At 54.1% G+C, this 22,930-nt stretch carries 26 protein-coding genes, 1 tRNA gene and 1 pseudogene; 13 read left to right on the top strand and 15 right to left on the bottom strand.

Features of this window, described 5'->3' with window-relative positions; translation table 11 throughout:
• On the bottom strand, nt 1-714 hold the full coding sequence (locus JS46_RS07520) for a GNAT family N-acetyltransferase (RefSeq protein ID WP_033749375.1): 714 nt from the start codon (nt 712-714) through the stop codon (nt 1-3).
• An 87-nt stretch (nt 715-801) separates the two neighbouring features.
• Here JS46_RS07520 and JS46_RS07515 point away from each other — a divergent pair, with 87 nt between their 5' ends.
• Entirely contained in the window at nt 802-2,271 is a 1,470-nt protein-coding gene (locus JS46_RS07515; protein WP_033749374.1) for a PLP-dependent aminotransferase family protein, read from the top strand.
• Here JS46_RS07515 and JS46_RS07510 read toward each other — a convergent pair.
• Nucleotides 2,265-3,335, bottom strand: coding sequence for a LacI family DNA-binding transcriptional regulator (locus tag JS46_RS07510; RefSeq protein WP_033749373.1), 1,071 nt, complete (start codon nt 3,333-3,335; stop codon nt 2,265-2,267). The two genes, JS46_RS07515 and JS46_RS07510, sit on opposite strands and share 7 nt — an antisense overlap.
• A 195-nt stretch (nt 3,336-3,530) precedes the next feature.
• Here JS46_RS07510 and JS46_RS07505 point away from each other — a divergent pair, with 195 nt between their 5' ends.
• The 4 genes from JS46_RS07505 (at nt 3,531) to JS46_RS07490 (ending at nt 7,148) form a co-directional block, all read left to right on the top strand.
• Nucleotides 3,531-4,343: an ABC transporter substrate-binding protein gene (locus JS46_RS07505; protein WP_033749372.1), complete on the top strand. Its 813-nt coding sequence runs from the start codon at nt 3,531-3,533 to the stop codon at nt 4,341-4,343.
• Between the two features lie 72 nt (nt 4,344-4,415).
• A complete protein-coding gene (locus tag JS46_RS07500) occupies nt 4,416-5,228 on the top strand; it encodes an amino acid ABC transporter permease (protein WP_033749371.1) in 813 nt (270 codons plus the stop codon).
• Nucleotides 5,229-5,236: 8 nt separating this feature from the next.
• Nucleotides 5,237-5,998 (top strand): amino acid ABC transporter ATP-binding protein, encoded by a 762-nt coding sequence (locus JS46_RS07495; RefSeq protein WP_033749370.1) that lies wholly within the window; start codon nt 5,237-5,239, stop codon nt 5,996-5,998.
• A gap of 37 nt (nt 5,999-6,035) precedes the next feature.
• Entirely contained in the window at nt 6,036-7,148 is a 1,113-nt protein-coding gene (locus tag JS46_RS07490; protein WP_033749369.1) for an FAD-binding oxidoreductase, read from the top strand.
• Between the two features lie 252 nt (nt 7,149-7,400).
• On the opposite strand, the gene JS46_RS07485 is transcribed toward JS46_RS07490, so the two are convergent.
• Together JS46_RS07485 and JS46_RS07480 are read right to left on the bottom strand one after the other, a co-directional pair.
• Nucleotides 7,401-7,910, bottom strand: coding sequence for an RcnB family protein (locus tag JS46_RS07485; RefSeq protein ID WP_033749368.1), 510 nt, complete (start codon nt 7,908-7,910; stop codon nt 7,401-7,403).
• Nucleotides 7,911-8,101: 191 nt separating this feature from the next.
• Nucleotides 8,102-8,848: a CDP-diacylglycerol diphosphatase gene (locus JS46_RS07480; protein ID WP_369799146.1), complete on the bottom strand. Its 747-nt coding sequence runs from the start codon at nt 8,846-8,848 to the stop codon at nt 8,102-8,104.
• Between the two features lie 180 nt (nt 8,849-9,028).
• Here JS46_RS07480 and JS46_RS24105 point away from each other — a divergent pair, with 180 nt between their 5' ends.
• Entirely contained in the window at nt 9,029-9,238 is a 210-nt protein-coding gene (locus JS46_RS24105) for a hypothetical protein (protein WP_152560682.1), read from the top strand.
• A gap of 75 nt (nt 9,239-9,313) precedes the next feature.
• Here JS46_RS24105 and JS46_RS07475 read toward each other — a convergent pair whose 3' ends face one another.
• The 5 genes from JS46_RS07475 to JS46_RS23300 form a co-directional block, all read right to left on the bottom strand.
• Complete coding sequence (locus JS46_RS07475) at nt 9,314-10,105, bottom strand: MetQ/NlpA family ABC transporter substrate-binding protein (RefSeq protein ID WP_033749366.1); 792 nt, start codon at nt 10,103-10,105, stop codon at nt 9,314-9,316.
• Nucleotides 10,106-10,114: 9 nt separating this feature from the next.
• On the bottom strand, nt 10,115-11,131 hold the full coding sequence (locus JS46_RS07470; RefSeq protein WP_033749365.1) for an isopenicillin N synthase family oxygenase: 1,017 nt from the start codon (nt 11,129-11,131) through the stop codon (nt 10,115-10,117).
• 198 nt (nt 11,132-11,329) lie between these two features.
• Nucleotides 11,330-11,815, bottom strand: coding sequence for a type VI secretion system tube protein TssD (locus tag JS46_RS07465; protein ID WP_033749364.1), 486 nt, complete (start codon nt 11,813-11,815; stop codon nt 11,330-11,332).
• A gap of 14 nt (nt 11,816-11,829) precedes the next feature.
• The gene (locus JS46_RS23305) at nt 11,830-12,186 is read right to left on the bottom strand and encodes a DUF1493 family protein (protein ID WP_072010409.1); all 357 of its coding nucleotides are present in this window, start codon (nt 12,184-12,186) and stop codon (nt 11,830-11,832) included.
• 7 nt (nt 12,187-12,193) lie between these two features.
• The gene (locus JS46_RS23300) at nt 12,194-12,640 is read right to left on the bottom strand and encodes an STM2901 family protein (protein ID WP_072010408.1); all 447 of its coding nucleotides are present in this window, start codon (nt 12,638-12,640) and stop codon (nt 12,194-12,196) included.
• Between the two features lie 365 nt (nt 12,641-13,005).
• Here JS46_RS23300 and JS46_RS07460 point away from each other — a divergent pair, with 365 nt between their 5' ends.
• From JS46_RS07460 to JS46_RS24720, 6 genes are all read left to right on the top strand, one after another.
• Nucleotides 13,006-14,019, top strand: coding sequence for an HNH endonuclease (locus JS46_RS07460; protein WP_033749363.1), 1,014 nt, complete (start codon nt 13,006-13,008; stop codon nt 14,017-14,019).
• Nucleotides 14,016-14,606 carry a bifunctional 2-polyprenyl-6-hydroxyphenol methylase/3-demethylubiquinol 3-O-methyltransferase UbiG gene (locus JS46_RS07455; RefSeq protein ID WP_033749362.1) on the top strand — a complete coding sequence of 197 codons (591 nt, stop codon included), beginning with the start codon at nt 14,016-14,018 and terminating at the stop codon, nt 14,604-14,606. The genes JS46_RS07460 and JS46_RS07455 overlap by 4 nt, the downstream gene beginning before the upstream one ends.
• A gap of 589 nt (nt 14,607-15,195) precedes the next feature.
• Entirely contained in the window at nt 15,196-15,456 is a 261-nt protein-coding gene (locus JS46_RS07450; protein WP_033749361.1) for a type II toxin-antitoxin system HigB family toxin, read from the top strand.
• A complete protein-coding gene (locus JS46_RS23295; RefSeq protein WP_072010407.1) occupies nt 15,457-16,665 on the top strand; it encodes an ImmA/IrrE family metallo-endopeptidase in 1,209 nt (402 codons plus the stop codon).
• A gap of 16 nt (nt 16,666-16,681) precedes the next feature.
• Nucleotides 16,682-17,317 (top strand): beta family protein, encoded by a 636-nt coding sequence (locus JS46_RS24725; RefSeq protein ID WP_255351570.1) that lies wholly within the window; start codon nt 16,682-16,684, stop codon nt 17,315-17,317.
• Entirely contained in the window at nt 17,314-17,805 is a 492-nt protein-coding gene (locus JS46_RS24720) for a beta family protein (protein WP_255351569.1), read from the top strand. Before JS46_RS24725 ends, JS46_RS24720 begins: the two co-directional genes overlap by 4 nt.
• 1,273 nt (nt 17,806-19,078) lie before the next feature.
• On the opposite strand, the gene JS46_RS23285 is transcribed toward JS46_RS24720, so the two are convergent.
• The 6 genes and pseudogenes from JS46_RS23285 to JS46_RS07430 form a co-directional block, all read right to left on the bottom strand.
• The gene (locus JS46_RS23285; RefSeq protein WP_072010406.1) at nt 19,079-19,828 is read right to left on the bottom strand and encodes an ETEC_3214 domain-containing protein; all 750 of its coding nucleotides are present in this window, start codon (nt 19,826-19,828) and stop codon (nt 19,079-19,081) included.
• A gap of 356 nt (nt 19,829-20,184) precedes the next feature.
• Nucleotides 20,185-20,316: a hypothetical protein gene (locus JS46_RS24805; RefSeq protein WP_369799145.1), complete on the bottom strand. Its 132-nt coding sequence runs from the start codon at nt 20,314-20,316 to the stop codon at nt 20,185-20,187.
• Between the two features lie 15 nt (nt 20,317-20,331).
• The gene (locus JS46_RS24800) at nt 20,332-20,493 is read right to left on the bottom strand and encodes a hypothetical protein (RefSeq protein ID WP_369799144.1); all 162 of its coding nucleotides are present in this window, start codon (nt 20,491-20,493) and stop codon (nt 20,332-20,334) included.
• Between the two features lie 108 nt (nt 20,494-20,601).
• On the bottom strand, nt 20,602-20,994 hold the full coding sequence (locus JS46_RS24795; protein WP_369799150.1) for a DUF5906 domain-containing protein: 393 nt from the start codon (nt 20,992-20,994) through the stop codon (nt 20,602-20,604).
• 75 nt (nt 20,995-21,069) lie between these two features.
• Nucleotides 21,070-21,853: pseudogene (locus JS46_RS24555) on the bottom strand (tyrosine-type recombinase/integrase); the annotation flags it as partial.
• A gap of 151 nt (nt 21,854-22,004) precedes the next feature.
• A tRNA-Leu gene (locus JS46_RS07430) sits at nt 22,005-22,089 on the bottom strand.
• A gap of 268 nt (nt 22,090-22,357) precedes the next feature.
• On the opposite strand from JS46_RS07430, the gene JS46_RS07425 reads away from it, so the two are divergent.
• Nucleotides 22,358-22,879: a DUF2501 domain-containing protein gene (locus JS46_RS07425; RefSeq protein ID WP_051905595.1), complete on the top strand. Its 522-nt coding sequence runs from the start codon at nt 22,358-22,360 to the stop codon at nt 22,877-22,879.
• The last annotated feature ends 51 nt before the right edge of the window (nt 22,880-22,930 follow it).

Genomic DNA, 22,930 nt, shown 5'->3' with positions numbered 1-22,930 from the left:
TCAGGGGCGCTGGCGCAGCGCTTCCAGCGTTTCGCGCTGCTGTCCGTCGGCCCCGAAGTTATCCGCCGCCAGCCAGCGCGCGAAGCCCTGCTTCACCTGCGGCCATTCGCTGTCGATGATCGAGAACCAGTGGGTATCACGCGTGCGGCCGCGATAGACGATCGCCTGACGGAACTCCCCTTCATACTGAAAACCGAGCCGGGCGGCGGCGCGGCGCGAAGGCGCGTTCAGGCTGTCGCACTTCCACTCGTAACGGCGGTAGCCGAGCTGTTCGAAGGCGTAGCGCATCAGCAGAAAGTGCGCTTCGGTCGCCTGGCGCGTGCGCTTCAGCAGCGGCGAAAAGGCGACGTGCCCGACTTCGATTACGCCGTGCTCGGGCGCGATGCGCATCAGCGCCAGCGTGCCTACGGCGCGCCCGCTTTCAAGATCGATCACCGCGAAGTGCAGCGGATCGCGGCTGCTTTCCATCTGCTGCGCATAGCTGAGCCATTCCGCCTCGTTGGCAAAGGGACCGGCGAACAGATAGGTCCAGTCGCGGCCATCCGGCGCCAGCGCATAAGCGTGGCGCAGCGCGTCGCCGTGCTGCGCCACGCTTAACGGCTCAAGACGACAGTAGCGGCCCTCCAGCGTTTCGCGCTGCGGCAGCGGACGCGGCTGCCAGTCCGTTAACGGCTGGCCGACCGGCTGGCCATATTCATTGGTGGTGTGCGACATAGCATCTCCTTGTTGTGGTCACCTGAGCGTGCCGCTTTTCTGGTAGGCTAAAAAGCTCCACAGCCTGAGAGAATGATGGATCCACGCATGCCCGACGCCCGTTCGACCTCGCCCGTCCAGCTGCTCTCCGCCCCGCTCGCGCTGCGCGGCGGCGAAACCCTGCAGCAGCAGCTCTGCCAGCGCGTAAAGCGCGCGATTCTCGCGGGTCAGCTTCCGGCCGGCACGCGGCTGCCCGCGACGCGCCAGCTGGCGCAGGATCTCCAGGTGTCGCGCAATACGGTGATTAACGCCTGGACGCAGCTGCAGGCGGAAGGCTACCTGATTAGCGATCGCCAGGGCAGCCGCGTCAGCCCGATTGCGCTGCCCGCACAGGCCGCCGATGACGTCGGCAGCCAGGCGCCGGTGGCCGAGCGCGTGGCGATGCTGCGCTCCGGCCATCGCTACAGCAGCGAAGAGATGCCGCTGCGCGCCGGGGTGCCCGCGCTGACGCACTTTCCCTTCGCCGCGTGGCGACGCGCCCTTAACCGCGTGCTGAACGACACGCCGCAGCGGCTGCTGGGCTATGGCGATCCGCTGGGCGAGATAGCGCTGCGCGCGGCGCTGGCGCAGCATCTCAGCCTGACGCGCGGCGTGCGCTGCCAGCCGCAGCAGATCGTGATTACCGAGGGCGCGCAGCAGGCGCTGTCGCTCTGCGTCACCCTGCTCAGCAACCCTGGCGATACCGGCTGGGTAGAAGATCCCGGCTATCGCGGCGCGAAAGCCGCCATGCTGGCAGGCAACCTGCGCGTGCAGGCGGTGGCGGTGGACGAACAGGGATTAGCGCCCGATGAGCGGCTGTGGCAGAGCGCCCCGCCGCGCCTGATCTTCTGCTCGCCGACCCACCAGTACCCGACCGGCGCGGTAATGAGCGCGGCGCGCAGGCTGGCGCTGCTCGCCCAGGCGCAGGCGCATCAGGCGTGGATTATCGAGGATGACTACGACGGCGATTTTCGCTACGTCGGCGAGCCGATCGGCGCGATGCAGGGCATGACGCCCGGCGCGCCGGTTATCTATATCGGATCGTTCAGCAAGACGCTGTTTCCGGCGCTGCGGCTGGGCTTTATGGTGCTGCCCGCCACGCTGGCGACGCCGCTGCGCCCGGCGCTGCACGAGCTGCTGCGCGGCGGCAATCGCCTTGAGCAGCAGGCGCTGGCCGCCTTTATCGCCAGCGGCGACTTCACGCGGCATCTCAGCAAGATGCGTCGGCTTTACCGGCAGCGGCAGCAGACGCTGCGGCAGGCGCTGCAGGAGACGCTGGGCGAGCAGGTTCCGCTGCTGGGCGGCGAGTGCGGCATGCATCTGGTGCTGCGGCTGGCGGACGAGATCGACGACGTCGCGCTGGCGGCGCAGCTGTGGCAGGCGGGCTACGCGCCCGCCGCTCTCTCCAGCTACTGCGCGGAGGAGACGCCGCTGCGCGGGCTGGTGCTGGGCTACGGCAACACCAGCGGCGCGCAGCTTAAGGCGGGCGTGCGGCAGATTGGTCGGCTGCTGGCGCGGGCGCCGCGCAGCAGCTACTGAGCGGGCGCGGCGATGGAGTGCCGCAGGATAAGCTCGGCGCCGAAAGCGGGCAGCGGTCCGACGCGCTCGCCGCGAATATCGGCGATCAGGCGGCGCGCCGCTTCACGGCCCATTTCATAGACCGGCTGCGCCACCACCGTCAGCGGCGGCGCGACGATTTCGCTCCAGGGAAAGTTGTCGTACATGATAAAGGAGATATCCTGCGGAATGCGCAGCCCGCGCTGCGCCACGGCGCGCAGCAGCGACATGGCGACCAGGCTGTCCGAGGCGATAATCGCGGTCGGCGGCGCGGCGCGCTGCCACAGCGACTCGACGATGCGCGCAATCTGCGCGTCGTCGCCGGCGTTCGCCTGGATCAGCGACGTATCGTAGTCCCGACCGGCCGCCGCAAAAGCGTCCATGATGCCGCCGACGCGCTGCGCCACCGGCGTCAGGCCAAAGTCCGCGGCGTCGCGGTAGGCGCCCTCCAGCTCCATGCTGGTGATGTAGGCGATGCGCTCGTGTCCGGCCGCCAGCAGCCGCTGCGTCGCCTCACGCGCCACGGCGGTGAAATCGCAGCAGATCGCTTCAACATCGAGGCCGATGACCGCGCGATCGAACAGCCGGAGCGCGCGCCCCTCTTCCAGCACCTGCAGCAGATGACCATTTTTTTCGCGCGCCGAGTGGCTGGGCGCGACGATGATGCCGTCGACTCGTTTCTCCAGCATCACGCGCACCGCATCCTGCTCGGCCTGCAGCTTCTCGTCGCTGTTGCCCAGCAGCAGATGAAAGCCCGCCTGGCGCGCTACGTCAGCCATGCCGCGCAGCGCCAGCCCGAAGTGCGGGTTCTCGATATCGCCGACAATCACGCCGATGGTGTTGGAGCGGCCGGTGTTCATGGTGCGCGCCACCTCGTTGGGCCGGTAACCCAGCGCCGCCGCCGCCTGATTGACTCGCGTCTGGACCTCTTCGCTGACGGCGCCGTAACCGCCGAGCGCCCTGGCCGCCTGCGCTTTCGATACGCTGGCCGCCCGGGCGACATCGGCGACGGTGGGCGCTTTAATGCGTGCTTTCTGGTTGGTCATAATTAATTCGAATCACAGGTTGATGACAGAGAGATTGACGTTGAAAAAAGGCTGTGCTTAAACTCATTGTATCGCCTTGAGACCGGTCTCACAACAACTGTTCTCTTGTCGCCACCTGCGTTGAGACCGGTCTCAAAACACTATTATTACCGGCTCGACCGTCTCTGATGTTTAACCTGCAAAAACGGATGAGCTATGAAATCGCCAATTCACCTGAGCGCCCTGTGCGGCGCCGCAATCGCACTCTGTTCGTTCTCCTTCAGTACGCTGGCGGCCAGCAGCGATAACCCCTACGGCCTGCTGGAGCCTGGCCACCTGCGCATCGCCAGCGTGGGCGACTCCAAACCCTATACCTTCACCGACGCCAGCGGCCAGTTCACCGGCTTCGACGTGGAGTTCTTTAAAAACGTGGCGCACCGCATGGGCATCGATCAGGTCGATTTCGTCGGGCAGGATTTCTCCGCCATCCTGCCCGCCGTCGCCAACGGTCAGTTCGACGCCGCCGTCGCCGCCATCGGCATTACCCCGGCGCGCGAAAAGACCGTGGACTTTTCTACCGGCTATCTGGCGGGCTACCTGACGGTGCTGACGCGCAGCGACAGCGGCGTGAAGAACGTCGAGACGCTGGCGAAGCGCCGCCTGGGGGTGATTCAGGGCACGCTGCAGGAGAGCTACGCGGTGCAGCACTTCACCCAGACCGACCTGGTGCGCTTTCCCGACAACAACGCCGCCGTCTCGGCGCTCAACAACGGCACGCTGGACGCGGTCTTCCTCGACTACGAAGCCGCCAAAAGCTACGCCGCGCGCTTCAAGCTAATTTCCGCCGCCGATATTCCGTCGTTCGACGCCCCGGCGGGCGTCGCCATCGCCAAAAACAAACCGGCATTCAAGGCCGCGCTCGACAGCGCCATCAAGGCCGCCATGCAGGATGGCACCTGGAAACAGCTTTATCAGAAGTGGTTTCCCGGCTCGCCGATGCCAGAGCAGTATCTGCCTGGCGGACAGTAGTGCGTGAGCGCTAAGCGTTCAGCTTTTTACCGGTGACGGCGCGCCCGTCACGCGTACCCGTGGAGTACGGCGATGGATCTTCTGACAATGCTTTCCCGCACCTTCTTTGACTTCGCCTCAATGAAGGAAGTACTGCCGCAGCTGCTGGCGACCGGGCTGGTCAACACCCTGATCATCTCGATCGCCTCGACGCTGCTCGGCACTCTGTTCGGCCTGCTGCTGGCGCTGATGGGCATTTCGCCGTCGCGCTGGCTGCGGTTGCCGGCGCGCATCTACACCGATCTGTTTCGCGGCCTGCCGTCGATTCTGACCATTCTGCTGATTGGCCAGGGCCTGGCGCGCTTCAGCTACCAGCTGTTCGGCCCGACGCCCTATCCGCTCGGCATCTTCGCCCTCAGCCTGATCGCCAGCGCCTATATGGGCGAGATTTTTCGCGCCGGCATTCAGAGCGTCGAGCGCGGACAGATGGAGGCGTGCCGCGCGCTCGGCATGAGCTACGGCCGCGCCATGCGCCAGGTGGTGATCCCGCAGGGGATCCGCCGCGTGCTGCCCGCCATCGTTAACCAGTTTATCGCCATTATCAAAGACTCCTCGCTGGTCTACCTGCTCGGCCTGATGACCGGCCAGCGCGAGCTGTTCCGCGTCGGTCAGGACGCGGCGGTGCTCAGCGGCAACCTGTCACCGCTGATGCTGGCCGGGCTGTTCTACCTGATCATCACCGTGCCGCTGAACCACGCGGTAAACGTTATCGACGTGCGCTATCGCACCGGCCGTCGGCGTCTTACCGCGCCGCAGAGCGGCCTGAAAGAGGTCGAAGAAGTGCAAAAGCGCCCCGAGGGCGCGCTGACCGCACAACCCTTAACCGGCAATCGGGGGCAATCATGAGCGTTGCAATGAAACTGAGCGAGCCGCCCGCTGCGGCGAGCTGGAAAGGTTCGAGCCTGGAGCTGCGCGATCTGTCGCTCTCCTATGGACCCATCGACGTGCTGCGCGGCGTGTCGCTGCGTATCGCACCTGGCAGCACCACCTGCATTATCGGGCCGTCCGGCTCCGGCAAATCGACGCTGCTGCGCGGCATCAACCGCCTGCATGAGCCCAAATCGGGTGACGTGCTGCTGGCGGGACGCTCGGTGCTGCAGGACAAGCCCGACGCCCTGCGGCTGCGCATCGGCATGGTGTTTCAGCACTTCAACCTGTTTCCCGACCACAGCGCGCTGGAGAACGTGGCGCTGGCGCCCTGGAAGGTGAAAGGCCTGCCGAAGGCGCAGGCGATGGCGATTGCGCGCCAGCGGCTTGAGGAGGTGGGCTTAGGCCAGCGCGCCGATCACCGTCCACGCGATCTCTCCGGCGGCCAGCAGCAGCGCGTGGCGATCGCCCGCGCGCTGGCGATGGATCCTGAGGTGATGCTGTTTGACGAGGCGACGTCGGCGCTCGATCCCGAGCTGGTGAAAGGGGTGCTGACGCTGATGGCCGATCTCTGTCGGCGCGGCATGACCATGGTGGTGGTGACCCATGAGATGGGCTTCGCGCGCAAGGTCGCCGATCAGGTGGTGTTTATGGACGAAGGCGAGATTGTCGAGGCGGGCCCGCCCGCTGCGCTGTTCGATGCGCCGCAGTCGCCGCGCCTGCAACGTTTTCTGTCGGAAGTGCTGTAGGCCCTTCCCCTATTCGAACTGAACAAGGAACTGAATCATGGCATTAGAAGATCTGCGTCGCGTAGTGGTACTGGGCGGCGGCGCGCTGGGCGTATCCAGCGCGCTGCATCTGGCGAAACGCGGCGCGGCGGTCACGCTGGTGACCGAGGCGGCGCTCTGCTCCGGCGCCTCCGGCCGTTCGCTCTCCTGGCTTAACTCGGCGGGCGAGCGCTCTCTGCCCTATCACGCGCTGCGCATGGCGGGCATCGACCGCTACCGCACGCTGTTCGCCGCCGATCCGACGCGCGACTGGCTGCGCTTCGACGGCGGCCTGTTCTGGGCGGCGGACGACCAGAGCGGCACGCGCGCGCGTCATGCCTATGAGAAGGCGCACGGCTACGACTCGCATCTGGTGACGCGCAGCAGCCTGGCGCAGGCCGACGCACAGGTCGAGGGCGCGGCGCTGGCGCAGGAGGCGATCTTCAATCCCGGCGAAGGCTGGGTCAGTTTGCCGCACCTGGTGGCATATCTGGCGCAGCAGCTGCGCGCGCTGGGCGGCGAGATCGTCGAGCACGCCGGAAAATGCGAGGTGCTGCGCGACGGCTCGCGCGCCAGCGGCGTCAGGCTGGCGAGCGGGGATCAGCTGCGCGCCGACGCGGTGCTGGTTGCCTGCGGCCCGGCAACGCCCGACGTGGTCGCGCCGCTCGGCGTCACCATTCCCAACGGCTCGCCCGTGTCGATGCTGGTGATCACCGAGCCGGGCGCGCACGGGCTGAAGGCAGTGCTGAACACGCCGCGCGCGGCGGTGCGTCCCAATCCGGGCAACACGTTCGCGCTGGATCACGACTGGTATGAAGAGGATATTCAGCAGCAGGCGGACGGCAGCTACGCCATTGATGAGAGCGTGGTAGCGCAGCTCGCCGCCGAAGCGAGCCAGTTAGTGAAAGGCGAGCCGCTGCGCGCCGCCAGCTGGAAGCTGGGGTTAAAACCGATCCCTGGCGACGGCGAGCCGGTGTTCGGCGAGCTGGAGAGCGTGCCCGGCTGCTTTGTCGCTTTCACCCACTCCGGCGCCACCCTGGCGCTGATTGCGGGCGAGCTGCTGGCGGAGGAGATCGTGACCGGCGAGAAGCAGCCGATGCTGGCGAGCTTCCGGCCGGAACGGTTCGCATAAAAAAAGCCGGTCGCGTGACCGGCTTTATCCAACTGACAATATTCACAAGCAGGTGAGATGGCTCGAAGAGCAAAGCGTCCCGCGACAAGGACAAAAACGCCGGGAGCGTTTTTGAACAACGCAGCGCGTTGGCCCGTTTACGGGGGCCCCTCAGGGATGAGGGGCGTAATCGCGCGGGTCGAGCTGGCAGGGATGCCGTTTTTGCGTCTTTGCGATCGAGCCTTCTCACCTGCATAAGCACGCATTGCGCGCTTAGCCGCGATAGTAGATATCGCCCGACTCCGCTTTCAGGATTTTACCCACGTCGTTGGTAATCAGCAGGTAGTTGCCGCCGATATAGGTCCAGTGACTGCCGGTTTCCGGCGCGGGCAGGTTGCGCTTCTGCCACTCGACGATGTTGTAGGATTTGTCGAGATACTGCTGCGGCACGTTGTCGCCGATTTTGAACTCTTTATAGTCGATGATGATGCGGTTGAGATCGTATTTCGACTGCGCCTGCGGAGTGCCGGCGTTCGCATCCGGCGCGGGGGACGGGGTGCTGCCCGCTTCCGGCTCTTCGGCGTTTGGTCCCAGCGGCGGCTGACCGCTGCTGTCGGTGGCGTCGCCCTGCTGCGGCTGCGCATCGGCTGGCGCCTGCTGCTGAACCTGCGGCGGCGGCGGAACGGTATCGGCGGCCTCGCCTTCAGCCTGTGCGGCGGGAACAAGGCTCAGGGAGCCAAACAGTAATCCCGCTAAAAAGAGTGCGTTTTGAGTCCTGCGCATAATGTTTTCCACGTTGATTAATTTTGTTAAGAGTAGATCAGGATAAAGACAATCTGTACAGCCTGTCAGTTCCGTAGCAGAGCAGGAAAGGTTCTAATTACAGTTCTTTGTCGGGATAACCCCTCACACCAAAGCAGGTTTCTGCTGGCGTGACTGAACAGAGAAACTGCGCCCAATCTTTACCTTCTGGCTTAACGGCCAGGCTTAAGAGCCGTAAGTATCTCGCAGCGCTTATCTAACAAAGACTCCACCGAGGCGCGGTTGCCCTTATCCCAGCCGCGCCGCGTGGTCAGCAGGATAAACCCTTTCTCTCCCGAGAAAGTCGTGGGTATTAACGCCACGCCATACTCCGCCAGCTGCGGCGGCGACAGCTGAAAATGGCGCGCCACCGAGGCGATGGGATAGATGCCCATCGCCGCTGGCTGCATCACGCGGCGGGCATAGTAAGTATGGTTCAGCAGGCGATCGGGCAACGGCCGCCACTGCTCACTAATATAAGGTCGCTCCGCCTGCAGCTGGCGGCGCACGTCCTCGCGCAGGCAGGTGAGATGAATATGCAGCTGATTCTGGCTGCGTCCCCAGGCGGAGTTAATCGCCATGCCCAGTTTGTCGTCAGGAACGTCGGCGCCATAAGCCGCCATCAGGCGGTAGCGCATCAGCCAGGCATAGCCGAAGTAGTCGGTGCGGCCCGCGCGCGACAGCGCGATGCTCTCGATACCGGACATGGCCAGGTTCGGCACCAGGATAAAATGATAGGGATAGCGCGGATTCTGCAGGATGCTGAAGCCCTGCTCTTTGCTGTGCGGCTGATAGATCTGCTGGCAGGGCGCCGGGTCGCGCCGATAGTGGTAGTTGGTCATGCAGAGATCCTGCGTCACCATCCATAGCGCGTCGGAGCGCGCGCATCCGCCCAGCAAGAGCGCCAGGACAGCGAGCATCCATCCTCGAAAAAACCTTAATTGCATAGAGTCAGCCGTGGTTGTGGGTGGCGCCACGTTTGGCGTTGCGCTTCCTGATAATATTAGCGAGAAATGATGTAAAACGAAGCGCCGATCGGAGCGGCGACTGCCCTTTTGCTCTCCGGCGGCTTCCTGATTTTCATTCGGGGAAAAGGATTTATGAAAAAGCTTCTTGTGTCGACGCTGGTTGTCTGCGGCTTATCCGCCTGTAGTTACGATAACGGTTCGGCGACCAGAGCGCCGGATAACACCCGGCGCGCGATGCCGGATATTTTCCAGCCGATGACGCCCTCACAGCAGCGGGCGGTGATGTCTGGCGAGCGGCCTGACTGGACAGAGACGCCGCCGGTCAGGATCCCACGTCATTAAAAGGCGGCGGTAAAACATGGTAAACGGCGAAACGGGATGCGGCGCGCGGCCTCATCCCGCTTTATCGCTTCAGAATTACGGATTTACCGGAATTACCGAGCCGTGATACTGCTGCTCGATAAACTTCGCCACCTGCGGCGAGGCGAGATCTTTCGCCAGCTCTTTGATGCGCGGATCGTTCGCCAGCTTCGGCGTGGTCACCAGCACGTTGGCGTAAGGGTTGCCCTGCGCTTTCTCCAGCGCCAGCGCGTCCTTCGACGGCGTCAGGCCCGCCTGCAGCGCGTAGTTGCCGTTGATTACCGCGAACTGCACGTCATCCAGCGCGCGCGGCAGCTGCGGCGACTCGATCTCGACGATCTTCAGGTGATGCGGGTTGCTGTCGATATCCGCCGGCGTCGCCAGGTTGTTGATGGCGTCGTTCTTGCCTGCCTTCAGGGTAATCAGTCCGTTGGCCTGCAGCAGATAGAGCGCGCGGCTCAGGTTAGTGACGTTGTTCGGCACCGCCACCTGCGCGCCGTCCGGGATATCTTTCAGGGATTTCACCTTGCGCGAGTAGAGCCCCAGCGGCTCGATATGCACCGTCGCCGCCACGTCGAACGTCTCGCCCAACGCCTTCTCCTGATCGCGCAGATAAGGCACATGCTGGAAGTAGTTGGCGTCGACGTCGCCGCGCGCCAGCAGTTCGTTGGCGTTGAGGTTGCCGCTGAGTTCGATCACCTGCAGATCAAGACTGGGATCGATCTTCTTCACGTAGTTGAGGATCTCGCTGTGCGGCACCGGATCCGCCGCCACGCGCAGCACCGCCGCTGAACTGGTGCCCGAGAAGAGTGCCGCCAGCGCCAGAGTCGCTACCATCTTCTTTTTCATGCAATGTCCTTATGAAAGTGTCTTGAGATAATCGCCGTAGTAGCGCTGCGCCACATCGCGGTGCGAGCGTAAACGTCCTTTGAGGTAGTTCCAGCCCACGTCGCGGATTAGCGGATTAGCGGGATCGCTGGTCGGCCCCAGCGCTTCCGCCGCCAGCGCGTCGGGCAGCTGATAGATGGGCACCTGAGTGTCGAGCTGCGCGCCGAGGAAAAAGGCGATGGAGATGCGCTCCTGCCCTTCTGGCGGTGAGAGCACGCGATGCACGGTGGCGCGCAGATAGCCGTTGGTCGCCAGCTCCAGCAGCTCGCCGATATTCACCACGAACGCGCCCGGCTTCGGCGCGGCATCGACCCAGTTGCCCGGCGTCACTTCCACCTGTAGTCCGCGCTGCTCGTCCTGCAGCAGGAAGGTGAGAAAGCCGGAGTCTTTATGCGCGCCGACGCCCTGCTGGCTTTCCTCGGCGCTCTGTCCGGGATAGCGGATCAGCTTGACGTGCTCGTTGGGATAGCGGCCGTAGAGCGCGTCGAAGGCGTCCTCCGGCAGCGACAGCGAACGGGCGAAAGCGCGCAGCAGGCGTAGCGCTACAGCGGTCATCTCCTGCTGCCAGGCGTTGATCACCGGACGCAGCTGCGGCAGCGCCTCCGGCCAGAGATTCGGTCCCTGCAGACGCTTCCACGCTGCATCGTCCGGCTGCAGCAGCAGCGGCTCGCGATCCGCGCCGATATCGAACTGCTCGCGCTGGTCTCGCTGCTCGCGGGTGTACTCTACGCCCGCGAGGTTGTAGCCGCGGAAGTGTGGCGAGTGGATCATCGAGACGCGCAGCTTCTCTTCCTGCGGCAGATCGAAAAAGGCGCGCGTAATGCTCTGCACGTTCTGCTGCAGCTGCGGGTTGATGCCGTGGTTGATGAGGTAGAAAAAGCCCACGTCGCGCGCACTTTCGCGCAGGCGGGTTAAAAACTCGTTTTGTTCGGTTTCCCTGCCGGCGAGTTGCGCCAGATCCAGCACCGGTAAGCTTGTCCAGGTCATTGTGCGTTTTCCAGAGAGGATGCCCGGATTTACCCTCGCACTAATAAAACGCGTCGGGAAATAGTGAAGCGCTATATGTTATCGCAAGGAGTTTTTAGAAGAAGTTGGGGAAAGGGTATGCGGGATTGAGATTAAGAAAGTAGATAGTAATTTCGATATGATAAAAGAAGGGAGTTTTAACTCCCTCAAAACGATATATTAGGCTGTAGTTCTTTCATTCCATGCATCAGTATACTGAATATTACCATCACAATATTTCCAGGTTATCTTTTCATACCGCAACTCAACTCGCTCCAAGTGATTGCATTTCTCAATGGTTTTAGTGTTGTACATAACAGGGTTTACAGCAACGATCTTGACACCTTCAAGCAACATATTGAAGTATTCAGCTTCTTGACCTGCATAATTAATTGCATACCATTTTAATTCGGCACTTTGTAAGGTTTGCCCCGTCGCAACGGCTTTATATAAATAGGGGCTTGAACTATCAAATTCCTTTTCTATTACCATAGGAGCATGAATTCGCGTCGCACTTATCTTTCCAGTGTGGTTATCTGTCGGTATGTGCAAACCGTGACTAAAGCCTAAAATCTCTATACTTCCTTCACGATCCGCAACATCAGAGGATCCTCTTATTAATGAGCCACCATCATCTTTAAGCCAAAGGTGTGAGGGAATAACCATATTTCAACTCCTTGTTAGTCATATAACCAGTAACCTGCATTTGCTGATTCTGCGAGCATTTTTAATGTAAGCGGCTCAGGCTCAATCCAACGCCATTTGTGCTCTTTAGAACGTAAGAAATTCAAGGGAAGAATGACTTCTTCATTAGGCCAGTATTTAACGAATGAGAAGTTTTTTCTGTCTACATTGAAGCGTCTAAAATAGTCATCAACTATCTCTATAGCATCCTCGTTTGCCCAAGGGTGTTTGCCTGTAGAGAGGCTTGTCTCTATAGTCAGTGCTGGCTTTTTGAAAAAAGGTAACACACGCCCGTTCCATTTACTTTCATACCAGTCCATTACCTGTTTTTCAAAATCATGTAAGTCACTCATATAGTCCCTACCAGATACGATCGGATGGATGGGCAAGCGTATTGTATTTATTAATCGCCTTATAAGAAATAATCGCAACATCCCCAGCAAGCACTACCCAACCCACCAAAGGAATCGTTCTTCCAACAAATGTGCCTAATCGTTGCGTCATTACTGTTTTTGCATGGGGAGGATAACCAATCCAGGTTGGTAACCTAACCGGCATCATACGACCTCTGAATAGACGTCTTGAATAAATCGATGCGACAGACGTTCCAGGCGTTGCGCCTGCCAGTTTACCCGCGACCGTAACACTATTTGATCCAAGGTAGATTGCGGTGACTGCCGCTATATCTGAAACAGCAAAATGGTCTAAGGTCTCATCAATCATGATCCAGAAAAATAATTCCCCAGCACTTAAATTTGATGAGCCATCATAGAAATATGTTCCCTTTAATTCTTCAACTGAATCCATTATGCATTCCTTCTTCATCCAGCGAGGATGAAAAATTATAACCACTTATATTTAATTAACATAGTTAAGCCGCTTAGCTGCTTGGTATCAAATGACCAGGCTTGTTTTAAGGTAGTTATTGCCAAAAAAGAAAAATGAAACCATTAATATCTCCTCATTTCCTTGATGTGTTTATTAAAACAACCTCCTAAAAAACCTACCCGCTTTCTGGTCATCAGCTAATCGTGATGAATATGTGAATAAAGAGCTATTGCTGTTTACTTTTACTCACAGGATGCATTTCCCCCCCTGTTATGCAAAGCTGTTACTTGTTTCGTTAATCTGGAAGCCAGCTCGCAAATTGGCTTCGTTCAGGACAAGGCAACATGCTTTTTTATCAGGCCGATCCCACACTGGAGAACTACTGGCGCGGCGTCATTCTGTTCGGCAACAACGTCGCATCCTACAAATTCGCCTTGGCGCATGCGCTTTACGATCTGCATGCGCAGGGCAACGATCTCATCTCTCTGGAAGCGCTGGCACGCCCGTTCAGCCAGCATCTTTGCCGCCATCTTGAGCTGGCACCAAAGCAGATCACCACAAAAAGCAGCCAGTTCCTCGACGCCTGCACGCAGTTCAATCATGGCGACATCAGCGAAGAGGCGCTGCTGGCGGTAACCGTTAAGCGCGGCTTCGCTAACGTGATTGATGCCTTTCATAACGTGAACCGCGCTGAGATTGACGTGCGCTTTTTTCTTGATGAACGTAAAACGCAAAAAGGTATCCGGCTTACCGAGGCGTTCTTTAAGCTGACCGAGACCCAGCAGTTTCAGAACCTCATCCATGAGACCGATGCGCGCTGGCGGCTGGTCGAACAGGCCTGGTCGATGGGCGTGTCACGTAATCTGGTGGCAGTGGAGTATGACAGCGAGCAGCAGGTTCTGTTTACGCGCCAGCACGAGCGACGCGTCGATATCACCAGCTGTCGCAACAGCCTGAACGGCTACCAGAAAGGCCGCTGCTTCTACTGCTATCGGCCGGTCAGTCTTGAGCGCGGCCACGCGGATCTTACCGATGTCGATCACTTTATTCCCTGGGCGGCGCGTGACCAAGTGCCGAACCTCAACGGCGTCTGGAATCTGGTGCTGGCGTGTCAGAGCTGCAATCGCGGCAAGGAAGGCAAGTTCGCCCATATCCCGTCGCAGCTGCTGCTGGAACGGTTGCATAAGCGCAACGAGTATTTTATTAACAGCCATCTGCCGCTGCGCGAGACGCTGATTCAGCAGACCGGCAACAGTGAAGCGACGCGGCGCAGCTTTCTGGCATCAGGCTGGCAGGCGGCGCGCAGCGTGTTGTTCCATATCTGGCAGCCTCAGGCTTGTGGAGACACCTTATTTTGAATACGCAACGCTACTATCAGCGCAATGCGCAGCAGTTCTTCGAGAGCACGGTCGCGGTTGATATGGCAGAGATTCGCGATCGCTTCACTGCCCTGCTCCCTGCGCACGGCGCTGTTCTGGATGCGGGTTGTGGTTCAGGACGCGATGCTAAAGCCTTTGCTGAACAGGGATTTCAGGTAGAGGCATTTGATGCCTCGCCGGAACTGGCTGCGCTGGCGAGTCAGCATAGCGGCTTGCCGGTTAAGGTGATGCGGTTTCAGGATCTGGATGCGATTGCGCGCTATGACGGGATCTGGTGCTGCGCCTCGCTGCTGCATGTGCCGCGAGCGGAGCTGCCGGAAGTGTTCAGGCGGCTGGCGCATGCGTTAAAAGCTGGCGGCGTGCTGTATGCGTCTTTTAAGTATGGTCAGGGCGAGCGGGAGGATAATGGTCGGGTGTTTACGGATATGCGCGAGGGAGAGATTGCGGGGATGTTGAGCGGGATTGAGGTTGATGAGCTTAGGGTGATACAGGAGTGGATGAGTGAGGACCAGCGAAGGGAAAGAAGCGATCGGTGGGTAAATGTGGTAGTTGGAAAAATGAGTTAGCGGGTTTCCGATATTAAACTGCCCCCCATTGCTTATCAGAAGCGGTTTACCATTCATGCGGCTTTCTGTTTACCGGCAACGAAGCGCCGTGGCTCGCGAGGCACGCCGGGTGTACCCAGAAGTAAATGCGGCCTATCAGGATGCGCTGGCCGAAATAGGGGGCTCTGAAATGCCCGGAGTGCGGCACCACAGCCCATAACCGTACCAGCGGCTACGAGTCGGTGCCTTTCAAGTGTACTGGTATCAGGGTAGTGCTATACGCATTAGGTTGGGATTGTTTAGCAGTGCTGCGCCCTGCCAAATAGTGCTCCGAAACCGTGAAGTAATTTGAAAGATAATCCCCTGATACTCCTATAGAACATAGTTAAAATCCTTTCCGATACTGTAGCCAGTCTAACAATTAACCCCAATAGCATATCTTAATAACTTGCTGATAAGGCACTAAAATAGCTTACTTTGTTGATTAAATGCATAAAAATAATTACTGTAACAGGGTAAAATGTAAGCAAAATAATTTTGTTCCACATTTGGGAACAAGTTGACACAGCTAAAAGAGAACACTATGATGTTCCCATATTAGGAACAAGGTATGAAGCTGCTTGGAAGAAATCGGTTAGACGAAATCAAAAACTTTAGTACCTCCAGCAAAATCTGGGTAAATGCCTGGTCCACTGAAGTGGATACATGTCTTTGGAAGTCATTAGAGGATATTAGGGAGCAGTTTCCTACAGTCTCTAATCCTACAAAAGGGATGTTCATTTTCAAGGTTGATGGTTGCGATGCCTTCATTGAAACATTAATTGATTTCAATGAGTTACTAGTGCTGGTTATTGCAGTAAAGGTTAAGTGAATGGATATTAAAGTTATCAAAACTGAGCAGCAGCATCAGAAGTATTTAGAGCGCATCCATGCCCTAATGCTTATGATGCCGCCAATTCGCTCTGAAGAGCATGAAGAACTTGAGCTCTTGATTACAATTGTTGAGGCTTATGAGAATTCAAAATATCCTATCGAACCACCCGATCCAATTGATGCAATTTTGTTCAGGATGCATGAGAAAGGATTAAAGCAAGTTGATCTTGTTCCCTATCTGGGAACAAGAAGCAGGGTTTCAGAAATATTGTCCAGAAAACGGCCTTTAACTGTATCTATGATTAAGGCTCTTTCTATAGGACTTGGAATCTCTACAGAAACTCTTGTTGGTGTAAATGCCACCGATGAAAACTCTTCAAAAGAAAGCGTTGATTGGACGAAGTTTCCCGTAAAAGAAATGATTAGCCGAGGATGGATTTCTGATAAAAGTGATGAAATTAAAAAATCAGCTGAAGAAGTTATAAAAGGTTTTATTGACCAAATTGGATGGCAGTCTGGTACTCTCTCTTTCAAGAGAACTTTATCAGGTGATGCTTATTCGCCTTCGACTAAATACGCTCTATATGCGTGGGTAAGCAGAGTTGTACAACAAGCACGTAAGAAAAAATCTAAGCTCGATCTTTTTGACCCTGCGATTCTATCTACAAGTTTTTTACGTGATTTAGCACAACTTAGTTGGTTTGAAAAAGGCCCCCTTCTTGCCATAGAATTCCTTGAAAAGCATGGGATTGCTGTAATTATCGAGCCAAGTTTGAAAGGGACTCGTATTGATGGTGCAGCCCTGAAAGATATAGATGGGCTGCCAATTATTGGTCTTACTTTAAGACATGATCGTTTAGATAATTTTTGGTTTACGTTGCTCCATGAAGTAGTCCATATTTGGAAGCATGTTCATAATGAAGAAACATTTATAGATGATCTTGATGCATCTTCTGATGATAAAAAGGAAGCAGAGGCTAACAGATTAGCTAAAGAGGCATTTATTCCTAGAGTCATTTGGAAAAGAAGTGATGCTTATATATCTCCATCAAAAGAAAGTATTGATGCTTTGTCTAGAGAATTAAAAATAACTCCAGCAATAATAGCGGGGAGATTAAGAAGAGAATCAGGGAACTATCGTCAATTTCCGGATCTCATTGGTCAAGGTGAAGTAAGTAAAATTTTAACTGTTGCTATTACCGAGTAATTTTAGGAGGCTGTTCATGTACCCTACTTACGTTCCTATACTTAAAGCAAAACCAGGTGAGTTTTCGGCCTTGGATAACCTTAAACCTATTTACTCGCAGAAGATAACTCCCTTTTTTGAAATACCAAAGCTCACGAAAAAGGTCAGTGAGGCTGCTTATTTAAGAGGTTCTACACAGCCTAAAATAGATTACCTCAATAAAGTTTGTCAGGACATCATCGCTTCATGCAAGTCGTCAAGCCTTTTTTTTGACCAATTTGAATGGAAACCAAACGTATATACTGAAACAGGCGAACATGTATATAGCTATGTGTTCCGAAAATTGTCTTCATCGGGATTAAAAATATATCCTGTTATAGGACTTGATCGTTGGGGTGATATTGATTATCAAAACGCCTTGAGAAATTTATCAGCATCTACAGACACTTTATTTTGTTTACGTATTGACTCGGAAACGATTGAAGATGCATATGATGAAGAGCATTTCATAGAAAGTATCGAGAATGTAATGGATGAGCTGCATCTCTCTAGCGAACAAATTATTATATTGTTTGACTTCGGAGATGTAACTAAAAAATCTATCGTTTCCCTTCTTGCTGACATGCACCATCTTCTTGATGTTGTTAAAAGTTTTAGTTTTGGTGCCAAATGATTGCAGGTGCATCTTTTCCTACATTTATTAATGAAGCAGTCAAAGATGAAGACTCAACCGATTACGTTGATAGAAGAGAAATGGTTGTTTGGAAGACATTGGTGGATGAAAATTTTGAAAATCTAATTTATGCAGATTATGGAATAAGAAACCCAAGTTCAGCTGATGATATCCCAGCTACTCACGCTAACGGAAAAATTAGACACACTATAAAAAATAGATATTTCGTCGCTCGTGGACATTCTAAGCAAAAAGGAAACAAAGGAGATCAAATTTACGATCTTGCGAAAGTCATTGTTACTTCCCCACATTATTTAGGTGTTTCGTTTTCATGGGGAGATGAAAAAATTAAAGATTGTAGCCTTAAGAAACTCAAGGGCAGACCTCAAGACTGGATTGGTTACGACACTAACCATCACATTAGCTATGTAGTCGAAGAAGTTCTTGAATTCTATCGGATCAAAACAGCTAAAAAAGCAGTTGCATAATAGATAAAAACGACGCCCACCTTCATTGGGCGTTATTTTATTATGTGTACAACCTATGCGTTAATAATAACCCTTAAGGATATATCCGAAAAATTAGGTTTTACATAAAGCGTTATTCATTAATTTTACAGAACGAATCTATTAGCCAAAATAGTATAACATCTTGAGGTTCTTTAGATAATTGCTATCTAAGTTTCATCATCCTTCTCTTGCTACTAAATCTTGCGATGGCTAGTTCGACTCACTTTTATTTCAGGTGCTTTCTTGGGTTGCTCATCAGATAACAATAGTCCTCGCCTAACCACAATATTTTTTTCACGTACATCACCATTGCCTAGTTTCGCGCTATTTAAGTTTGCTATCTGACTTAGAACAATAGCAGCCATAAAACCCCGTTGGTGGTACTACCAACAAGCGGATCGTAGCGACTTTATCATATGTCCAGAGTGATCGTACCCTATCAGGATAACCGTGTACCTTTTCGGGAGCGTGGCAGAATCGCTGGCAAAGCCTGCATTTCGTGTGCTGGTACGTTTCCACCATAAACCTTTGGGCCACATATTGGGCTTAAATACGTGCGATTAAACTATTTTGGGATGGTTTAGAGACGTGGGCTGCGTCATAGCTTTCAAGTTGAAAACTGTACATATTTGAAAATTAGAACTACATGCCGCTGTGAGATAGTAATCGCTTATATGAAACTACTAACTACAGCGGCAATTTCAAATAAGACTTTAGATGATTTCTTACATGCAAAAGAGATAGCATTTTTCACCTAAACCCTTAAAATTAAAATAAGGTACATAACACCGAAGGCCCGACTCAAAAAACCACGCAAGCATATATTTTAATTGATTTTTTATAAAAAATTATTAATATTCCCTTTTGTTCCCCTACAATAATCCATGCCTATGTGGTTAAAAAAATTCATAAATTTTTCGAAAATCATCAATTTTTTTAAATTATTTTTCCGGTTCGGTTCCGTACTGTAGGCCATACCGGCGCTACTGACCTAAAATTTTAAGATTAACATACAAAAAAAATCACTAAAAAGTGTCCATCCTGTTCACCTTTGCTTTTGTTTTTATTATTAAGTTATTAGGAGGAAACTACTTAGACTATTACTATTCCCCACTCTTCACCTAAGCTGAACACTATTAACCTTAGGCATAAAGAAACCGGCCTAAGCCGGTTTGGATACCATTCGTTATTTTACGCTTCAGCAGTTAAAGCCTGTACTCTTTCATGATCTGCAATAAAGCATGGTGCAAAACTAGTCTTTATCAGGTATGTCCCGTGCTACATAGTAATCAATTCCAATTCCATAATATAGCTCTGGTCCTTTGGGAGAACCCATGATGTCACCTATAGCAAATGTATTTGGTGTGTTATGCTTCCTGAAATTATCTAAATCAGCTTTTTTGGGCGGAAACTTATTGTCATTGTGCAGATCTGGGAGCGCATTTAATTTCGAGTATTCTATCCCGGCAGGATTATAGGCAAGATAGAAATGTCTGTAATTACCTAGATTTCCTAAATAGTGTACTTCCTCATACCTGTAAAACTTTGATGAATACCCAGACTCGAAATCTTCAATATTTTCTCCATAACTATCAAAATTACTACCAAGTGTGGAGTCAAGATAAGGGATTTTTGGATGAAAGTTTTTATCTTTGCTTGTCACTGAGTATAATATTACTTTGTTTTTATTGTCATAAACAACTTGAAGATAAAATTTCTTAAATGAATATATGTATTCATTTACTTTTCCATCATCGGAATGGTTTTCTTGTATAGGCACGCCAAACACTGATTCTATATATTTTATAGATGAGCCAGTGTAAATTGCATTTAAATTATCCTCTGCTTGGCGTTGAGAAAATTTATCAGAGATATTATTATACAATTCAAAAAACCCATTTAATGCCCCTAGCCATGCAATCACTATACTAACTGTAATAGTTATGGCACCAATAATTATGGCCAGCAATGATTTCTTAGTCGATTTTTTATTAGATGTCATTCAGCAACCTTTAAGAGCTATGAGAAATCACATATAAACACTTTCAAAAAAAATATTCAATTACAGACTCCCATTTATTAGCTATACCGTTATTGCTTTAGGGCGAAAAGTGGCGTTCGGTTAAAAATGTGGCGCTCGATTTTGGTAAAATGTGATGGTTAGATACATATTTTAGCAGGATGAATTTATAAGGAAGGTCTAATTTTATCAATATTTACCCAATAGATATATTTCCTTCTAAGTAAGTGAATCGAAAAACTGAAACCTCTTTTATTACCCTTTGCTAAATTTTGTTAGATTCAAAAAACCGGCCGGAGCCGGTTTAGTTTTTTCGTATATCTTATGCAGCGCAGCAGTTAGTCGCCCTTGCAGTCTTCACTCAGCTCTAGGCTACTCTGGATGCCGTTTTTTATCTTGCGATTCAGCAGTTCTATCTCATACTCCTTCAGCGTCTGCGGCACTGCTTGGCCGAAGTCGGTCTGGCTCATGGAGTGCTGATGGCCTTAGGCCTCCGTGAACGATAAATAGCCGTGATAGAGGTAGCGGCGTGGGTTCATCGGCCGCATATTGGCGTTACCGATAAAAAGCCCGGTCGGCATGCTCAGCGCTATCAGGTAGCCGCAGAAGTCTACCAGTGGGTCGGCGCTGCGCTTGATTTCCAGCACCTCTTCTGACGACTGCTGCGCCTAGAGCAGTTCGCGGGCGTCGTCAGGAAGGGTAAAGCGCTGCATTAGGTGACGCACGATAACCGCCAGCTCACCGGCGATCTTTTCCTACAGCTGCGAGTCGCACTCGTTTTTCTGTATCACGTCCGGGAACGGCAGGATGGCCCGGCGACGCGACACGCCGCCGCTGCGGTCGCTGAAGCGTATCGGGTTCTTGTTCACCGCCAGTATTACCGTCGGGATATACGTTGAGTTGATGTCGCGATACTTCGGGTCAATCGCCACGGCGTCACTGCCGCTAATCGCCTTAATGCCCGCGCCGTCGCCGCTCCACTTTTCCTGGTCGGGCAGGATAATTAAGGAGTAGCCAATTACGCTTGAGCGTTTGCGGGACGATTCCAGCGTGTCGATGGTGGCGGCCGTGGTGTTGTTGTCTTCCCCGGCTAGCAGGCGGCCAATAGACGCCATCACGCTTTTACCACTGTCGCCGGGGCCGTTCACCTCGAGGAATAGCTGCCAGTCGTAGCGGTTTGCCAGCACCCTTAATAACGCCGCGAGAATACGCTCCTGCTTTGCCTCATTGCGTCCAGTCGCCCGCCACAAGGCCCTTTCAAAATCGAACTCATCCCACCGGGAAAAGCGCAGCTCACTGAAGCGGACAAAAATCACGACGGCTATACGCGTCATGATGCGCCCACGGTATGCGGCAAGGCGCTCAAGAAATTCAGGAAAACGGCTGAAGGGTAATGCGGGTAATGACGAGCCTTAACCGTAGAAAGTGCCTCAGCCATATCAACAACGGGATTAGATTCAATGTAATCGTTTTGCGCGGCATAGCGCATTATCGCAGTTACACGCTGATGAAGACTCTGGGCGACATCATGCCTGCCACTGGCATCAACGGCCTTAATAGGTGCTAACAGCTGGCTGGTTTTTAGCTTACGAACATCTGCCAAACCAATATGGGGGAAAATATACAGTTCAAGGTAGCGTAAGATCCGCGAGCGATGATCATCACTCCAGCGCTTGTTGCTCGCATGCCATTCGCGGGTGATCGTTTCAAATGTGTAAGCCCCGGCGTTTTCAGCCTGGGCTTCTTTCTGTTCAGCTTTAGGGTCAATCTCTGCCCTAAGATCTTTTTAGCTTCGTCACGCTTAGCACTTGCCTCAGTAAGCGTTACTGTCGGCCAGACGCCAAAGGCAAGCCGGTCTTCTTTTTTGTCGGCTGGCCGTCGGTACTTCATACGCTAGTACTTTGATCCTTTGGTCGTGACCTCAAGGTACAAACCGCCACCATCAGCCATTTTATAAGTTTTTTCTTTAGGCTTTGCAGTGTCGACCTGGCGAGCATTCACCTTCATTTTGGGGCACATTTCTTATTGAAGTAGGGATGCCCCCAGCGGAGTCTGGATTGCAACGGATGTGCTCGGACGATGCCGGATGATAAAATCAGTCTTCATTTTGATTTTAAAAGTTTTTTTTGAATTCCCTGGACGGGGATGGACAGGATAATGGTGCCGAAGGCCGGACTCGAACCGGCACGTATTTCTACGGTTGATTTTGAATCAACTGCGTCTACCGATTTCGCCACTCCGGCACGGAAGGGATGCGGAAAACGTTGAGGATTATACCGTTACCCACCAGCCGCGCAACCGGAATCACCTTCCCTGCGCGCTAAACGTCCAAAAAAGCGCCATAGCTCCTCGATCCCCTTCCCGCACCAGCACGCCCAACCCTTCCCCTACAGAATCCTCCGATTCCACTCCTCTCACCTCCCGCACTCGGAACTTTCTCACCCCATGTTCCTCTTAGCAAAACTGGCGCAGCAACTCACCGCGCGCAGGTTGAACATTAACGAGGGTAAAATGAATAAAACCACACAACGAACAATTTTGGGGATGGGGTTCAGCGCGCTGCTACTGGCAGGTAGCGCATCAGCGGCAAGCTGGCAGGATCAGCTGAGCAGCGCGGCGTCGCAGCTCAGTCAGCAGAACAACAGCAACACCAGCGCGACCAACAGCACTGCGCAGAACGGCGGACTGTCGCTCGGCTCGCTGACGGGCCTGCTGAACGGCGGCGACAAGGCGGTCAGCGCCAACAGCATGACCAACGCCGCAGGCGTGATGCAGTACTGCGTGCAGCACAACGTGGTGGATAACAATGTGAAGTCGGTGAAAGAGCAGGTGCTGGACAAGCTCGGTCTGAGCACCCAGACGGCGCAGACGCAGAGCACCGACTACCAGCAGGGCATCGCCGGCCTGCTTAACACCGGCAACGGCCAGCAGCTGAACCTGCAAAGCCTGAGCAACTCGCCGATGGGCGAGAAGCTGAAAACCAAAGCCTGCGACGTGGTGCTGAAGCAGGGCAAAAAATACATCGGCATGTAATCCGCCGCTGTACGGGCGCGAGCTGTCCCTCGCGCCTCTTTTTATTCCTTC

The sequence above is a fragment of the Pantoea sp. NGS-ED-1003 genome (assembly GCF_000738765.1).
Classification (GTDB): Bacteria; Pseudomonadota; Gammaproteobacteria; order Enterobacterales; family Enterobacteriaceae; genus Pantoea; species Pantoea septica.
Note: the sequence above shows the minus strand (reverse complement) of the source record. Positions and strands in the feature narration are given on the sequence as shown.